Below are 15,039 nucleotides of genomic sequence, written 5' to 3' on the forward strand. Positions count from 1 at the left end.
TTTACGCAATTCCCAAGGGAAAGCGCTACGCACTTTCCCTGGAATAGCTTTAGCCCGCCGGCTGCAGCGGATCGCTGCCGATCTTGGACAGCTGGATCACCGCCTGGGTGCGGCTGTCGACGCCGAGTTTCTGCAGGATGGCCGAGACATGCGCCTTTACAGTCGCTTCGGAGACGCTGAGCTCGTAGGCGATCTGCTTGTTGAGCAGGCCTTCGGCCAGCATGCCGAGGACACGCGTCTGCTGCGGCGTCAGCGCCTGCAGCCGCTTGATCAGGTCGGATATTTCGGGGTCGCGCTCGACGCCGAGGTCGATGCCGACGGGCGCGGCGATATCGCCTGCCAGCACCGATTGCACAGCGCTGCGGATTTCCTCCATGCTGGCCGATTTGGAGATGAAGCCGGATGCGCCGAGATCGAGCGCACGCCGGATGGTCACCGGGTCGTCATGCGCCGACACCACCACAAGGGGCACCGCCGGGTGGATGCCGCGCAGCGCGATCAAGCCGGACAGGCCGCTGGCGCCCGGCATCGACAGATCGAGCAGCACGAGGTCGACATCCTCATGGGCCACGACCAGCGCCTTGGCGCTTTCGAAATCGCCGGCCTCGTGAATGGCGGCGACATCGCCGACGCCGGCAAGCGCCTCTTTCAAGGCGCCGCGGAACAGCGGATGGTCGTCGGCAATGACGAAGGTGTAGCCCGACGGCAAATGTTCCTCCCCAAATCCCTTATTGATTATCGGCTTTTACGGGACCGGACGATTATGCGGCGAAGCGCTTTGTTTCAAGCGGCAATGGCCGGACGGGGCATTTCCCCGCCGGGCAGTTCAGGTCTTTTTCGAATTGAGATTGGCGCCGTCATCCTTGTCCATCTCCTTGACGATGCCCATGAAGCCACGCAGCATGCGCTCCATATAGCTCATCGTCTTGTCGAAATCCTCTTCGCTCGGCAATTTCGACTCGAGACGGGCCGACAGCGAATTCTCCAACCTGGCGACGCGTTCGTCCATGGCCTTCATCGAGGCCTGCAAACGCTCGACCTCGTCCTGGAAGGCGGCGCGTTCGTCGGCCGCCATCTTGCAGACGAGCTGGCCGGAGCGCTCCTCGCAGATCGACATGGCGCCGGTCCGGGTGTCCATGCGGACATAGCCGTTGGCCGATTTTTCCAGCCGGTAGCGGTCGGTCTCTTCGGACCAGGCCGATGCCGCAACCAGCGAGACCAGTGCGGCGGGGATCAGTATGTGCTGCAGACGCATGTTCCATCCTCCACGAGCCAGTATGCGCAACCTATCACAGCTTTGCGCCGTAAATGCGGACGAGTTGCCCTTCCCCGCATGATCGGTTCGGATTATAGCGCAACCATGTCTCAGATTATCTACAAGATCGCGCCCGAAGCGCTTTGGCGCGAGGCCGAGAAAAACGGCCGTTTCACCGGCGCTCCGATCGATATCGCCGACGGCTTCATCCATTTCTCCACCGCTGATCAGGTCAGGGAGACGGCGGCGAAGCATTTCGCCGGCCAGATGGATTTGCTGCTGATCGCCATCGACGGGGCGCTGCTCGGTGACGCGCTGAAATACGAGGTCTCACGGGGCGGCGCGCTGTTCCCGCATCTCTATGGCGTGCTCGATATGAGCGCCGTGCTGTGGGTGCGGCCACTGCCGCTCGGGGCCGACGGCGCCCATCAATTCCCGGCGCTGGAGGCCGAATGATCGTGTTCGATCGCATCGGCCAGAAACTGCTGTTCACCTTCGATCCGGAAACGGCGCATGGCATGTCGATCGCGGCGCTGCGATGCGGTCTGCCGGTCGGCGCGCGGACGGTGCGCGACGACAGGTTGAAGCTCAGCCTCTGTGGCATCGCCTTCCCCAATCCGCTCGGCATGGCCGCAGGCTACGACAAGAACGCCGAGGTGCCCGACGCGCTGCTTGGCCTCGGCTTCGGCTTTGCCGAAGTCGGCACCGTGACGCCGCTGCCGCAGGCCGGCAATCCGAAGCCGCGCATTTTCCGGCTGACTGAGGATGATGCGGTGATCAACCGCCTGGGCTTCAACAATGAGGGCCACGAGGCGGCGGAAAAACGCCTTGCCGCGCGCCAGGGACGCGGCGGCATTGTCGGCGTCAACATCGGCGCCAACAAGGACAGCGTCGATCGTGTCCGTGACTATGAGTTGGGCGTTTCCCGTTTTGCGAAATACGCCAGCTATCTCACCGTCAACATCTCGTCGCCCAACACGCCCGGCCTGCGCACCATGCAGGCGCGCGAACAGCTCGGCGAACTGTTGTCTCGGGTCATGTCGGTGCGTGCAGCAGCTTCGGCGCAGCCGCCCCTCTTCCTCAAGATCGCGCCCGATCTGGTCGAGGCCGAGCTTGAAGACATCGCCGCCGAAGTCAGCGAGAAGCAGATTGACGGCGTCATCGTCTCCAACACGACGCTGGCGCGAACCGGATTGCGTAGCGCCACCAGCGAGACCGGCGGGCTCTCCGGCAAACCGCTGTTCGAGCGTTCGACCATCGTGCTGGCCAAGATGCGCAAATTGCTCGGGCCGGAGCGCGCCATTATCGGCGTCGGCGGCGTCGATTCGGCCGAGAACGCGCTGGAGAAAATCCGCGCCGGCGCCGATCTCGTCCAGCTCTACACCGGCATGATCTATGCCGGGCCGGCGCTGCCGGGGCGCATCCTTGCCGGGATGGTGCGATTTGCCGACAAGGAGCGGCTGAAATCATTGCGCGAACTGCGCGACAGCCGGCTCGATCAGTGGGCTGCCAGGCCGCTCTAAAACGCCGTGCGCAACCGGAGCCGCAGGATGGCCAGCAGGCTGAAGCCGCGCACCAGCAGGAAAACGTGCAGCGCCGCCCACAGGCCGTGATTGCCGAGAGACGGCGCCAAGCTGAACAATGCGGCGCTGAAGGCCAGGAACGACACCAGCATCATGTTGCGCATGTCGCGCGACCACGTGGCGCCGATGAAGACGCCGTCCATCTGGAAGGCCAGCACGCCGCTCAACGGTGTCAGTGCCGCCCACGGCAGGTAGATGTCGGCAGCAGCACGAACGTCCTGCGACGTGGTGATCAAAGAAATCAGGCCGGCGCCGCCGAGCCAGAAGATCAGCGTCGCGGTTCCGGCGAGGCCGAACCCCCAGAACAAGGTCAGACGCACCGCCCGGCGGAACGCCGTCTCGGCGCGTGCGCCGATCGCGCGTCCCGCCAACTGCTCGGCGGCTGTGGCAAAACCGTCGAGGAAATAGCCGGCGACGAGAAAGAAGTTCATCAGCACGGCATTGGCGGCCAGCGTCAGCGTGCCGAACTGCGCGCCCTGGCGGGTGAACAGCGCGAAAGCGGCGAGCAGCGAGAACGAGCGGATCATGATATCGCGGTTGAGCGACAGCATGCGCAGGAAAGCGGGCATGTCGAGCAGGCGATGCCGCGGCAGGCGGGGTGCGGCCCGGAACCGCCAGACAACGATGGCGAGACCCAGCAGCATGGCCAGACATTCGCCGGTGACGGTCGCCCAGGCCACGCCGGCGACGCCCCAGCCAAGCTTCAGGCCGAGCAGGATGCAAAGCACGATGTTGATGCCGTTGAGCACCGCCTGCAGCATCAGCCCAAGCCCGCCCTCGCCGCGTCCAAGGACATAGCCGAGGATGGCGTAGTTGATCAGCGTGAAGGGGGCGGCGAGCATTCTGATGTGGATATAGACGCCCATCGCCTCGCCGACGCGCGCTTCGCCGCCGATGAATTTCTGGCCGGCGATGGCGATCAGCGGCGCAAGGCCGACAAGCACGATGCCGGCGGCGACCGCGATCAGCACGGCGCGCCAGAACACCGCCTGCTCCTCGGTTTCGTCGCCGCGCCCAAACGCCTGGGCGACGAGGCCGGTGGTGCCGGAGCGCAGGAAATTGAAGGTGCTGAAGACGACGTCGAAGACCAGGGCCCCGGCCGCCAGGCCGCCGAGCAGGGCGGCATCGCCGAACTGCCCGACCACCGCCGTGTCGACGATGCCGAGCAGCGGCGTCGTCAGATAGGCGAGCGTCATCGGCACGGCGATGGCGAGCACCGAACGGTTGGTGACGGCGAAGGGTCTCGCGTCGGCTGGGGTTGCACCCGTGTCCAGGGGATTGCTGCCTTGCTGGTTGCGGCTTGATCGAACAGCCGATGTGCCCCATTTTCCCGCCACCGCGCAATCACTCTTGCCGTGACGGCCAACCGAAATGTTCTTCTGGCGCGAGCCCGCCGGATCCCAGTACTGGTTTTAAGCAATTCCCAAAGGGAAGCGCTACGCGCTTCTCCCGGGAAAACCGCTGCACACTTTTCCTGGAATTGCTTTAGCCATGCCCCTGCAGATCGTCCATCATCCCGACTACGATGCCGGCTTCGCCGTCAATCATCGCTTTCCGATGAGCAAATATCCGCTGCTGATGCAGGCCTTGCATATCAGGGGCCTGATCCATGCCGGGACGCTGTGGATGCCCGAGCCGGCGCCGGCCTCCTGGCTGAAGCTCGCCCATGCGGCTGATTATGTCGACCAGGTCATCACGTGTTCAGTGCCTGAAAAGATCGAGCGCGAGATCGGCTTTCCCGTGGGACTGCGCGTTTCGCTCAGGGCGCAACTCGCCGCCGGCGGCACGGTGCTGGCGGCGCGACTGGCGCTTATCAATGGCATTGCCTGCAACAGCGCCGGCGGCAGCCACCATGCGCGGCGCGCGCAAGGCGCGGGCTTCTGCACCTTCAACGATGTTGCCGTCGCTTCGCTGGTGCTGCTAGCCGAAGACGCGGTGAAAAACATCCTGATCGTCGATCTCGATGTGCATCAGGGCGACGGCACCGCGGACATCCTGAAAGACGAGCCACGCGCGTTCACCTTTTCCATGCATGGCGAGCGCAATTATCCGGTGCGCAAGATTGCCTCCGATCTCGACGTTGCCCTGCCGGACGGCACCGGCGATGGCGCCTATCTCGAACGGCTGGGTGTCCTCCTGCCGAAGCTCTCGGCCAAGGCGCACTGGGACATCGTCTTCTACAATGCCGGTGTCGACGTGCATGCCGAGGACCGGCTCGGCCGGCTATCGCTCAGCGATGACGGCGTGCGTGCCCGCGACGCCATGGTGATCGGTCATTTCCGCGCGCTGGGCATCCCGGTCTGCGGTGTCATCGGCGGCGGCTATTCAACCGATGTCGCAGCGCTCGCGGCGCGCCACGCCATCCTGTTCGAGGTGGCGTCGGACTTTGCCTGAGTGGCCTTTGGTTTGAGCACAATCTTTTCCGAAAACCGGTTTCCACTTTTCGGGATCGTGGTCCGCTTCACTTCCGGTAGTTCGCGAGCCTGAGCAGGATGAACACCGGCACGACGATCGCGGCGCCGAGCAGGATATAGCCCAAGAAGCGATAGACCGCGTTGAAGCCGAGGTTCCAAAGATCGATGAAGAAACCCTGGATGCGGTAGAAGACGTCCATCGGCGTCCAGCCGAACGCATTCATGACCAGGCCGACCAGGAACGACACGACCAGCAGCTTGACGATCACCCTGACGGGCGAGTCACCGAGAAAGCGCGTCACTGTGGACAAGGGGCCTGCCTCCAGATTGGTGTGCCCGGATTCGGGGTACAAACCCACGAATACGCACTTGCTGCGCCCGCATCAAGGCAGGCGGACTGGTGCAATCGGTCGGGGTTTCCAACAGCCGTTTCCGAAGAGCTGTCCAAGGGCGATTGCCCGAAGCACGCCCGTCATGATATCGAGAGGCAAATGCGGGTATGATGTAATGGTAGCTTGTCAGCTTCCCAAGCTGAACGCGAGGGTTCGATTCCCTCTACCCGCTCCAGTTCCTATCCCACTTCCCGCAAGATAAAATCGTGCAGCATCTTGGCTGCCGGCGACAGGACGCGGTTCTTCACAGTGATCAGGCTGTAGGGGCGGACCTCGATGTCAAACTCGGTCTGGACGACATCGATGGCGCCGGCGAGACCGTCGGGGTTCTGGATGAATTTTGCCACCTGGATCGACACCGGGGCGATGGCGTCGGACTGCGCCACCATGACCAGTGTGAGCAGCAGCGACGAGGTGTTGAGGATGCGGTCCGGCAGGGCGATGTTGCGGTTCAGGAAATTGCTCTCCATCGCCTGGCGCAGCGGCGACCCGCCCGACTGGAACACCCAGTCGAAGGCGGCGGTGTCCTCCAGCCGCACCGCCCTCCCATTGTTAAGAGGATGGCCATTGCTCAGCGGGTGGCCGCGACGCACGATCAGGCAGGCCTTCTCGACGCCGATGACACGGGATTCGAACAGCCGCGGATTGAGGTCTTCGGGAACACGGGCGATGATGAAATCATGGCGCGTGGCGATCAGTTCGCGCGCCAGCACATTCGACGTCTCGACCTGCATGGTAATCTCGATGCGCGGATAGAGGCGGCGTATCTCGCGGATCGCCGGGACCGCCAGTTCGATCGCCGGCGCCGTCACCGCGCCAAGGAACACCGAGCCGCCCTTGCCGGCCTTGAGCTCCGATATTTCGCGGTCGGCCTCGCGCATTTCGAGCAGGATCGAGCGCGCGCGCCGGGCCAGCGCCTTGCCGTAAGGGGTGAGCGTGATGCCGCGCGGCAGCCTTTCGCAGAGCTTCACCTCGAGCACCGCTTCCATCTCGGAAATCATGCGCGAGGCCGCCGGCTGCGAGATGTTCATCACCTGGGCGGCAGCACTCACCCGACCGTGATCGTCGAGTGCTGCGATCATGCGCATGTGACGCAGGCTCAAGCCGCTACGCAGAAGTGTCTCGCCATCGCCCGGCAATTCATCGTAACCGCTTGAAATTCCCTGAGGACCTCGTAAAGCCGCCATGCCTTTTCCCGCTTCCGCCACTGTTCCAGCCCGGTCTAGTCATATACCGGTTTTGGTATAGCAACCACCGAAGATCGCATTTGACAGTTATGGCAAAGGGTCACACTTTCGCGCGTCCTCAGACTTGACGGTCGATGACGAGCAAAATCGTATCGATTTAAATCAAGACTGAGGGCCGATTGGGAGGATACCGGAGATCGATTATGACGGCGGCGGCGCTTTGGCGCATCCGCCCGACTGCGCGGCCCGCGAAGCCCCGAGGTGTCGCGTCCATCAACCAGGGAGAGTTTTACGTGAAAATCATCAAGACACTGGCCGCCGTCGCGGCCCTTGGCATCGCTGCCATGACCTACTCGGCGCACGCAGCCGACAAGGGTCTTGTCGGCGTGCTGATGCCGACCAAGACCTCGCAGCGCTGGATCAATGACGGCGATGCCGTCAAGTCCCAGCTCGAAGCTCTCGGCTACACGGTCGACCTGCAGTACGCGCAGGACGACATCCCCAACCAGCTCAGCCAGCTGGAAAACGAAATCACCAAGGGCCCGAAGGCGCTGATCATCGCTTCGATCGACGGCACCACCCTTTCGGACGCGCTGCAGAAGGCCGCCGACGCCGGCGTCGTCGTCGTCGCCTATGACCGCCTGATCAAGAAGACCGCCAATGTCGATTACTACACCACCTTCGACAATTTCGGCGTCGGCGTGATCCAGGCGAACTCGCTGGTCAAGGGTCTCAAGGAGCGCTTCCCGAACACCAAGCCGTGGAACGTCGAACTGTTCGGCGGCTCGCCGGACGACAACAACGCCTTCTTCTTCTACAACGGCGCAATCTCGGTGCTGCAGCCGCTGATCGATGACGGCTCGATCAAGATCAAGTCCGGTCAGACCGGCATGGACAAGGTCGGCACGCTGCGCTGGCTCGCCGCGACCGCCCAGGCGCGCATGGACAACCTTCTGTCGGCCAACTACTCGGACGGCAGCCGCGTCGATGGCGTTCTTTCGCCCTATGACGGCCTGTCGCGCGGCATCACCGCTTCGCTGCGCGCCGTCGGTTACGGTACCGACGCCCAGCCGTGGCCGATCGTGACCGGCCAGGACGCCGAGACCGCTTCGGTCAAGCTGATCATCACGGGCGAGCAATACTCGACCGTGTTCAAGGACACCCGCGAACTGGCCAAGGCCACCGTCGAACTCGTCGACAAGGTGCTCTCGGGCGGCAAGCCGGACGGCCTCGACGAGAAGACCTACAATAACGACGTCAAGGTCGTTCCCTCGATCCTTTTGACGCCGCATGAGGTCGACAAGTCGAACTACCAGGCACTGGTCGTCGACTCCGGCTACATCAAGGCCGACGAACTGAAGTAATCCGTTTATAAAGACAGGGGTCCTGCGCGACGCAGGACCCCTTTCCGTTCACAAGCGACCCCGGTATTGTTTCTACCGGACTTTATTTCCGTGCATGTCGTTGTCTCAAACCGCAAGCACTTTTGAGCGACATGCAACAGGAGGAGCTTGCCCTGATGACCACGATTTTGGAGATGCGCGACATCACCAAGACGTTCCCCGGCGTGAAGGCGCTGTCGAACGTCAACCTCAGCGTCGAGGAAGGCGAGATCCACGCCGTGGTTGGCGAGAACGGCGCCGGCAAGTCGACGCTAATGAAGGTTCTGTCGGGCGTCTATCCCGCCGGCACATATGACGGCCAGATCATTTTTCAGGGTCAGGAATGCCAGTTCAAAGGTATCCATGACAGCGAACACAAGGGCATCGTCATCATCCACCAGGAGCTAGCGCTGGTGCCGATGCTGTCGATCACCGAGAATATCTTCCTCGGCAACGAAAACGCCCGATACGGCGTCATCGACTGGGATGCCAACGAGGCGCGCACCGCTGCCCTGTTGAAGAAGGTGGGCCTCAAGGAGGACCCCAAGACACTGATCACCAATATCGGCGTCGGCAAGCAGCAGCTGGTCGAGATCGCCAAGGCGCTGAGCAAGGACGTCAAGCTTTTGATCCTCGACGAGCCGACCGCGTCGCTCAGCGAGAAAGACAGCCAGGCGCTGCTCGATCTTCTGCTCGAATTCAAGCGACAAGGCATGACCTCGATCCTGATCTCGCACAAGCTCAACGAGATCAACCGGGTCGCCGACAAGGTAACCGTCATCCGTGACGGGCGCACCATCGAGACACTGGCCAAGAAGGATATCTCCGAAGACCGCATCATCACCTCGATGGTCGGCCGTTCGCTCGACGACCGCTATCCGCCGCGCGAGCCCAAGATCGGCGAAGTCGTGTTCGAGGTGAAAAACTGGTCGGTCTATCACCCGCTCCATGCCGAGCGGCAGGTGATCAAGGGCATCGACATCAATGTGCGCAAGGGCGAGGTGGTCGGCATCGCCGGGCTGATGGGCGCCGGCCGCACCGAATTCGCCATGAGCCTGTTCGGCCGCTCCTATGGCCGCCGCATCACCGGCGAAGTGCTGCTCAAGGGCAAGCCGGTCGATGTCTCCTCGGTAAGCAAGGCGGTCCAACACGGCATCGCCTATGTCACCGAGGACCGCAAGACCTACGGCCTGAACCTCATCGATCATATCAAGCATAACATTACGCTGGCCAATCTCGACGGCGTGTCGCGCCACAGCGTGATCGACGACATGCGCGAACTTGCGGTCGCCAACGACTATCGCAAGAAGACCAATATCCGTGCGTCAAGCGTCTATCAGATGACCGGCAATCTTTCCGGCGGCAACCAGCAGAAGGTGGTGCTGTCGAAATGGCTGTTTGCCGATCCTGACGTGCTGATCCTCGACGAGCCGACACGCGGCATCGATGTCGGCGCCAAGTATGAAATCTACACGATCATCGCGCGCCTTGCCTCGGAGGGTAAGGCGATCGTGGTCATCTCGTCGGAAATGCCGGAATTGCTAGGGATTACCGACCGCATCTACGTCATGAACGAAGGGCGCATGGTGGGCGAAATGCCGGCGGCGGAAGCAAGCCAGGAAAAGATAATGCGCGCTATCGTCCGGGGAGAAGGAAAAGCAGCATGAGCACCGAAAGCGCCCCCGCCCCGCAGGGCAACGTCGCCGACGAACAGCGCCCGCGCATCGCCGTCTCGGCGCTGGCGACGAATTTGCGCGAATACGGGCTGATCATAGCGCTGATCGTCATCATGCTGTTCTTCCAGTTCACCACGTCGGGGACGTTGTTCAAGCCGGTCAACCTCAGCAATCTGGTGCAGCAGAACTCCTTCATCATCGTGATGGCGCTGGGAATGCTGCTGGTGATCGTATCGGGCTATATCGACCTCAGCGTCGGATCGGTCGCCGGTTTCATCGGCGCGCTGGCGGCAAACATGATGGTCATCTGGCAACTCGGACCGCTGAGCAATCCGCTGGTGGTTTCGATCGTCTGCCTGGTCGCGGGTGGCCTGATCGGCGCCGCGCAAGGGTATTGGATCGCCTATCACCGGATACCGAGCTTCATCGTCACGCTGGCCGGCATGCTGATCTTCCGCGGCATTTGCCAGGCCTTGCTTGGCGGCGGCTCGTCGGTGGGTCCGCTTCCCGACGACTTCAAGATGCTCAGCTCCGGCTTCATCCCGGATGTGATCGGCCCACTGACGCTCGTCCCGCCGGTCGTGAACGCGGCCGGCAAGACCATCATGGGCAGCGGCGTGACCCTGCACATGACGACGGTCGTGCTGGGGCTGATCGCCGTGCTCGCCTATGCCTATTTCGGGGTCCGCACCCGGCGCAAACGAGAACGCCATGGTTATGAGGCCGAGCCCTTCACCCTGTTCGTCGTCAAGACGCTGGTCGCCAGCGCGCTGGCGCTGTTCCTGGTCTATGAGTTTGCCAGCTACCGCGGCCTGCCCGTGGTGCTGCTGGTCATGGGCGTGCTGATCACGCTATTCGTCTTCGTCACCAAGCGCATGACCATCGGGAGGCGCATCTACGCCATGGGCGGCAATCCCAAGGCGGCGCAGCTGTCGGGCATCAACACCGAGCGGCTGACGCTGATGGTGTTCATCAATATGGGCGTGCTGTCGGCGCTTGGCGGCCTGATCATCGCGGCTCGTCTCGGCCAGGCGGTGCCGGCGGCGGGTCTCGGCTCGGAGCTCGATGTCATCGCCGCAGTGTTCATCGGCGGCGCCTCGGCGATGGGCGGCGTCGGCCAGGTTATCGGGGCGGTCGTCGGCGGCTTCATCATGGGCGTGATGAACAACGGCATGTCGATCATGGGCGTCAATGTCGACTGGCAGCAGGTGGTCAAAGGCCTGGTGCTGCTCGGCGCCGTGATCTTCGACGTCTACAACAAGAACAAGGCCTGACAAGCTTCAGGCGAGGCAAGCAGGAGGCATACGATCGCGGCGCAGCCGGCAAGTTGTCGGCATAAGAAGTCCCCCTGAAGGATGGAGCTCGCGAGCGCAATCCGGACGAAGAGTTCAACCCGTGGCGCGGCGTGGTCCGAGCCGCGCAGGTCAAGGTTTGCCAAGAGGCATCCAAGGCCAAGCACATGAGAGAGGATTTAATCATGCTGATCTCCCAGATCCTCGACGACGCCGAGACCATCCGCGTCGTCGCCCGCAATGGCGGCGGCAAGACCAGGATCATCAACGGCGCCCGCAGCGTCTATTCGCTGGCCATGGAAGCCGCGCGCACCGGAACGGGCCTCGCCGCGCTGATCGAACGCAAGGGGTTCGGTGAAGCGATAGACCTCGACGCCATCTACAAGAAGGGCCGGCTGGAGTCGCCGATCAACCATCCCGATCCTGCGCATCTGCATCTGACCGGCACCGGCCTGACCCATCTCGGCTCGGCGGCGACGCGCGATTCCATGCACAAGAAGCTCAGCGATGGCGGCGAGGAGCAGCTTACCGATTCCATGAAGATGTTCCGCATGGGGCTCGAAGGCGGCAAGCCGGCCAAGGGCCAGACCGGCGTGCAGCCGGAATGGTTCTACAAGGGCAACGGCACCATGGCGGTGGCGCCGGGCGCCGCACTGATGTCGCCGGCCTTTGCGCAGGACGCCGGCGAGGAGCCGGAAATCGCCGGCATCTATGTCATCGGCGACGACGGCGCGCCGTTCCGCGTCGGCTTCACGCTGTCGAACGAGTTTTCCGATCATGTTACCGAGCGGGTGAACTATCTGTTCCTGGCACATTCCAAACTGCGCAACGCCTCGTTCGGGCCGGAAATCCTGATCGGCGACCTGCCGGCCGACGTCAGGGGCTCATCGCGAATCTATCGCGACAGCAATTTGCTGTGGGAAAAGCCGTTCCTGTCGGGCGAAGCGAACATGTCGCACACAATCGCCAATCTCGAACATCATCACTTCAAATATTCGGCCTTCCGCCAGCCGGGCGACGTGCATGTGCACATGTTCGGCACGGCGACGCTGTCCTTTGCCGACGGCATCAAGACTCAGGCCGGCGACGTTTTCGAGATCGAGGCCGCGGATTTCGGCCTGCCGCTGCGCAACCCGCTGGAGATTGAGCAGCCGGTTAAGGTGGCGGTGAAGGCGCTTTAAGGCAGCATCACAATTTGGGAGCCGGAAATGAACGGAATGCGGCTTGTCATTGTGTTCACGGGCGTGGCTGTTCCTGACCCAACCGTCGGTGGCCTTTAGCGCCGGCCAGTGCAGCCCGAAGTCCTATCGTGAAGCCCGTTTGGCGATGACGAGCCGTCTTCTAGCAACCGGCTATTCGAAAGCCCAGGTGAGCTTTCTGATGCGCAACACGGATCACATGACATCAGCGCTTCGCAGCGACAGGCTGAACAACAATGGCAAGGTCTGCGGCATCGACTCCGCCAAGGCCCATGTCCTCGGTTGCCTCGACAAGCAGTTGTTCCCGTTGAAGCGCGGCTCAAACGCTTCGCTCGACGAGGTCAAGCTGACCGAAGGCTTTTGGGGCAGGAAACGTTTGGCCGCAGGCGAACTGCTGTTTATCGGCCATTTTCATGCCTGCCTTGGCGCCGCGAAATCGTATCTCTTTCGCGGCTGACGCCGGCGGACGGGACTCAATAGATATCGAAATCGAAATACTTGGCCTGGATCTTCTTGTAAGTGCCGTCGGCGACGATGGCGTCTATCGCCGCGTTGAGCTTGTCGCGAAGTGCCGTGTCCTCCAGGCGGACAGCGATGCCGGCTTGCGTCTCGGTGCCCTTGACGTCACCGACAAGCTTGCAGCAGCCGTCGCTCGCCTTCTTCAGCCAGTCCATCAGCACGAATTTGTCGGAGATGACGGCGTCGAGACGGCCGTTCTGCAAGTCGGTGATCGCCTCTTCCTGGGTGGGGTAGAGTTTCGCCTCGGCGCCGGCCTTGCCATAGGCGTCCTGCGCATAGTCGGCCTGGGTGGTCGAGGCCTGCGCGCCCACCGTCTTGCCGGCAAGGGCTGCCGGTTCGGTGGAAGTGAGGTCGCTGTCCTTGGGCGCCACCAGCGCCAGCGGCGTCGTGTAGTATTTGTTGGTGAAGGCGACCTGTTTCTTGCGCTCCTCGGTGATGCTCATCGAGGCGATGATGGCGTCGAACTTTTTCGCCTGCAGCGCCGGGATGATGCCGTCCCAGTCCTGGGTGACGATCTCGCACTCGACCTTCATCTGCGCACACAGCGCATTGGCAATGTCGATGTCGAAGCCCTCGATCTTGCCGTCCGCGGTGATGGTGTTGAAGGGCGGATAAGCGCCCTCGGTGCCGATCTTCAATTTCTCCTGCGCCTCAGCCAGCGAGCCGGCCGATATCACCAGCATGGCAGCGCTCGCTGCCGATATGATCCATCTTGAAATCTGCATTTTGGTTCCCCTTGCGCGCCGTTCTCTTGCCGGCCACCGAAAGGCAGCCAAGCATGGTGAGGCAGCGCAGGCAAGTATTTTGCCTGACGGTGATCGAAGGTTCAGCCGGCGGGGCGGAAATGCTTGGAGAGCTTGAGGCCTTGCGCCTGGTAGTTCGAGCCGAGATCGGTGCCGTAAAGCGCCTGCGGCCGCTTCAGCATGTGTTCGTAGACCAGCCGGCCGACGATCTGGCCGTGGTCGAGGATGAACGGCACTTCGTGGCTGCGCACTTCGAGCACCGCCCGGCTGCCGGTGCCGCCTGAGGCCGAATGGCCGAAGCCCGGATCGAAGAAGCCGGCATAGTGAACACGGAATTCGCCAACCAGCGGATCGAAGGGCGTCATCTCGGCGGCGTAGAGCGGCGGCACGTGCACGGCTTCCCGGCTGACCAGGATGTAGAACTCGTCCGGGTCGAGCACCAGTTCGCCGGCGCCGCTCTTGTAGAGCGGCTCCCAGAAATCGACGGCATCCTGGGCGGCGCGCTTGTCGACATCGACCAGGCCGGTGTGATGCTTGCCGCGGTAGCCTACCAGGCCGTTCTGGTCGCCGTCGAGATCGATCGACAGCGCAATGCCGCCGCCGGAGATGTTGGGCGGTTCGGTCGCCACCAGCATCTCGGCGCGGTGCAATTCGTTCAGCTCTGCCTCCGACAACAGCGCGTTGCCGGTGCGAAAGCGGATCTGCGACAGCCTCGATCCGGCGCGTACGACGATCGGGAAGGTGCGTGGACTGACTTCGAGATAAAGCGGCCCGTGATAGCCGGGGGCGATCTTGTCGAACTCATGGCCGCGATCGGTCATCACCCGGGTGAAGATGTCGAGCCGGCCGGTCGAGCTCTTCGGGTTGGCCGAGGCCGACACGTTTGCGGGCAGCGCCAGGCTTTCGAGCAGCGGCACGATGTAGACGCAGCCGGTTTCCAGCACCGCGCCCCCGGCGAGACTGAATTCGTGCAATTTCAGCCGGTGAAGCTTGTCGGCCACCAGATGATCGGGACCCGGCAGGAAGGAGGCGCGCACGCGAAAAGCCTTCTCGCCGAGCCTGAGATCGAGGCTCGCCGGCTGCACCTGGTCGACATCGAGCGCGCGCGGCGACTTCAGCGCGCCGGACTGAAACAGCGCGGAAATGTCCTGATCGGGAAGAATGCCTGTCTGCCGCAAAAGGCTGGCTCCGCTCCAAGGTCGGTCTCTTTGTGGCAGGTTCTTGCCGCAAAACCGCTGGATATTATTGCGGAACCTGCCTGGTACAAACCTCTTAATGAAGCCGGCAATTGACGCAAGCGCAGGTGAGGTCTAAAGGGTCGTTATCCCGTGGTGATTTGGCCGGTCGGCTTGCAGCCACGTTAAACAAGTCGCTAAAGGACCGTCGGGCCGCAAGGC

General features: G+C 62.6%; 15 protein-coding genes, 1 tRNA gene and 1 riboswitch. Of the genes, 9 read left to right on the top strand and 7 right to left on the bottom strand.

What is annotated here, in order from left to right:
• Window positions 1–49 precede the first annotated feature (49 nt).
• Both NKI88_RS20770 and NKI88_RS20775 read right to left on the bottom strand, forming a co-directional pair.
• The gene (locus NKI88_RS20770) at window positions 50–709 is read right to left on the bottom strand and encodes a response regulator transcription factor (RefSeq protein ID WP_023688678.1); all 660 of its coding nucleotides are present in this window, start codon (window positions 707–709) and stop codon (window positions 50–52) included.
• 117 nt (window positions 710–826) lie between these two features.
• Complete coding sequence (locus NKI88_RS20775; RefSeq protein ID WP_023726826.1) at window positions 827–1,255, bottom strand: hypothetical protein; 429 nt, start codon at window positions 1,253–1,255, stop codon at window positions 827–829.
• A 105-nt stretch (window positions 1,256–1,360) separates the two neighbouring features.
• Here NKI88_RS20775 and NKI88_RS20780 point away from each other — a divergent pair, with 105 nt between their 5' ends.
• Entirely contained in the window at window positions 1,361–1,711 is a 351-nt protein-coding gene (locus NKI88_RS20780) for a DUF952 domain-containing protein (RefSeq protein WP_023669645.1), read from the top strand.
• Entirely contained in the window at window positions 1,708–2,778 is a 1,071-nt protein-coding gene (locus NKI88_RS20785) for a quinone-dependent dihydroorotate dehydrogenase (protein WP_352656941.1), read from the top strand. The genes NKI88_RS20780 and NKI88_RS20785 overlap by 4 nt, the downstream gene beginning before the upstream one ends.
• On the opposite strand, the gene NKI88_RS20790 is transcribed toward NKI88_RS20785, so the two are convergent.
• A complete protein-coding gene (locus NKI88_RS20790) occupies window positions 2,775–4,112 on the bottom strand; it encodes an MATE family efflux transporter (protein WP_352656982.1) in 1,338 nt (445 codons plus the stop codon). The two genes, NKI88_RS20785 and NKI88_RS20790, sit on opposite strands and share 4 nt — an antisense overlap.
• A gap of 217 nt (window positions 4,113–4,329) precedes the next feature.
• Between NKI88_RS20790 and NKI88_RS20795 the strand changes: the two genes are divergently transcribed.
• Window positions 4,330–5,232 (top strand): histone deacetylase family protein, encoded by a 903-nt coding sequence (locus NKI88_RS20795; RefSeq protein WP_352656944.1) that lies wholly within the window; start codon window positions 4,330–4,332, stop codon window positions 5,230–5,232.
• A gap of 67 nt (window positions 5,233–5,299) precedes the next feature.
• On the opposite strand, the gene NKI88_RS20800 is transcribed toward NKI88_RS20795, so the two are convergent.
• On the bottom strand, window positions 5,300–5,563 hold the full coding sequence (locus NKI88_RS20800) for a DUF6460 domain-containing protein (protein ID WP_023696688.1): 264 nt from the start codon (window positions 5,561–5,563) through the stop codon (window positions 5,300–5,302).
• 182 nt (window positions 5,564–5,745) lie between these two features.
• Here NKI88_RS20800 and NKI88_RS20805 point away from each other — a divergent pair.
• Window positions 5,746–5,819 (top strand) — tRNA-Gly (locus tag NKI88_RS20805).
• A 4-nt stretch (window positions 5,820–5,823) separates the two neighbouring features.
• Here NKI88_RS20805 and NKI88_RS20810 read toward each other — a convergent pair.
• A complete protein-coding gene (locus NKI88_RS20810) occupies window positions 5,824–6,831 on the bottom strand; it encodes a LysR family transcriptional regulator (RefSeq protein ID WP_023669640.1) in 1,008 nt (335 codons plus the stop codon).
• A gap of 293 nt (window positions 6,832–7,124) precedes the next feature.
• Here NKI88_RS20810 and chvE point away from each other — a divergent pair, with 293 nt between their 5' ends.
• The 5 genes from chvE to NKI88_RS20835 all read left to right on the top strand — a co-directional run bounded on the left by chvE (window position 7,125) and on the right by NKI88_RS20835 (window position 12,837).
• Window positions 7,125–8,195: a multiple monosaccharide ABC transporter substrate-binding protein gene (gene chvE, locus NKI88_RS20815; protein ID WP_023681943.1), complete on the top strand. Its 1,071-nt coding sequence runs from the start codon at window positions 7,125–7,127 to the stop codon at window positions 8,193–8,195.
• A 152-nt stretch (window positions 8,196–8,347) separates the two neighbouring features.
• Window positions 8,348–9,880 carry a multiple monosaccharide ABC transporter ATP-binding protein gene (gene mmsA, locus NKI88_RS20820; protein WP_027049369.1) on the top strand — a complete coding sequence of 511 codons (1,533 nt, stop codon included), beginning with the start codon at window positions 8,348–8,350 and terminating at the stop codon, window positions 9,878–9,880.
• Window positions 9,877–11,163, top strand: coding sequence for a multiple monosaccharide ABC transporter permease (gene mmsB, locus NKI88_RS20825; protein ID WP_023669637.1), 1,287 nt, complete (start codon window positions 9,877–9,879; stop codon window positions 11,161–11,163). The genes mmsA and mmsB overlap by 4 nt, the downstream gene beginning before the upstream one ends.
• 203 nt (window positions 11,164–11,366) lie before the next feature.
• Entirely contained in the window at window positions 11,367–12,362 is a 996-nt protein-coding gene (gene araD1 / locus NKI88_RS20830; protein ID WP_023818779.1) for an AraD1 family protein, read from the top strand.
• A gap of 199 nt (window positions 12,363–12,561) precedes the next feature.
• Window positions 12,562–12,837: a hypothetical protein gene (locus tag NKI88_RS20835; protein WP_352656948.1), complete on the top strand. Its 276-nt coding sequence runs from the start codon at window positions 12,562–12,564 to the stop codon at window positions 12,835–12,837.
• A gap of 16 nt (window positions 12,838–12,853) precedes the next feature.
• Here the strand turns inward: NKI88_RS20835 and NKI88_RS20840 are convergent, their stop codons facing one another.
• Entirely contained in the window at window positions 12,854–13,624 is a 771-nt protein-coding gene (locus NKI88_RS20840; RefSeq protein ID WP_023699518.1) for an ABC transporter substrate-binding protein, read from the bottom strand.
• Between the two features lie 101 nt (window positions 13,625–13,725).
• Window positions 13,726–14,820: a 2'-deoxycytidine 5'-triphosphate deaminase gene (locus tag NKI88_RS20845; RefSeq protein ID WP_023736127.1), complete on the bottom strand. Its 1,095-nt coding sequence runs from the start codon at window positions 14,818–14,820 to the stop codon at window positions 13,726–13,728.
• A 140-nt stretch (window positions 14,821–14,960) separates the two neighbouring features.
• Window positions 14,961–15,038: riboswitch (SAM riboswitch) on the top strand.
• The last annotated feature ends 1 nt before the right edge of the window (window position 15,039 follow it).

It is taken from the genome of Mesorhizobium sp. M0317 (assembly GCF_040321555.1).
Classification (GTDB): Bacteria; Pseudomonadota; Alphaproteobacteria; order Rhizobiales; family Rhizobiaceae; genus Mesorhizobium.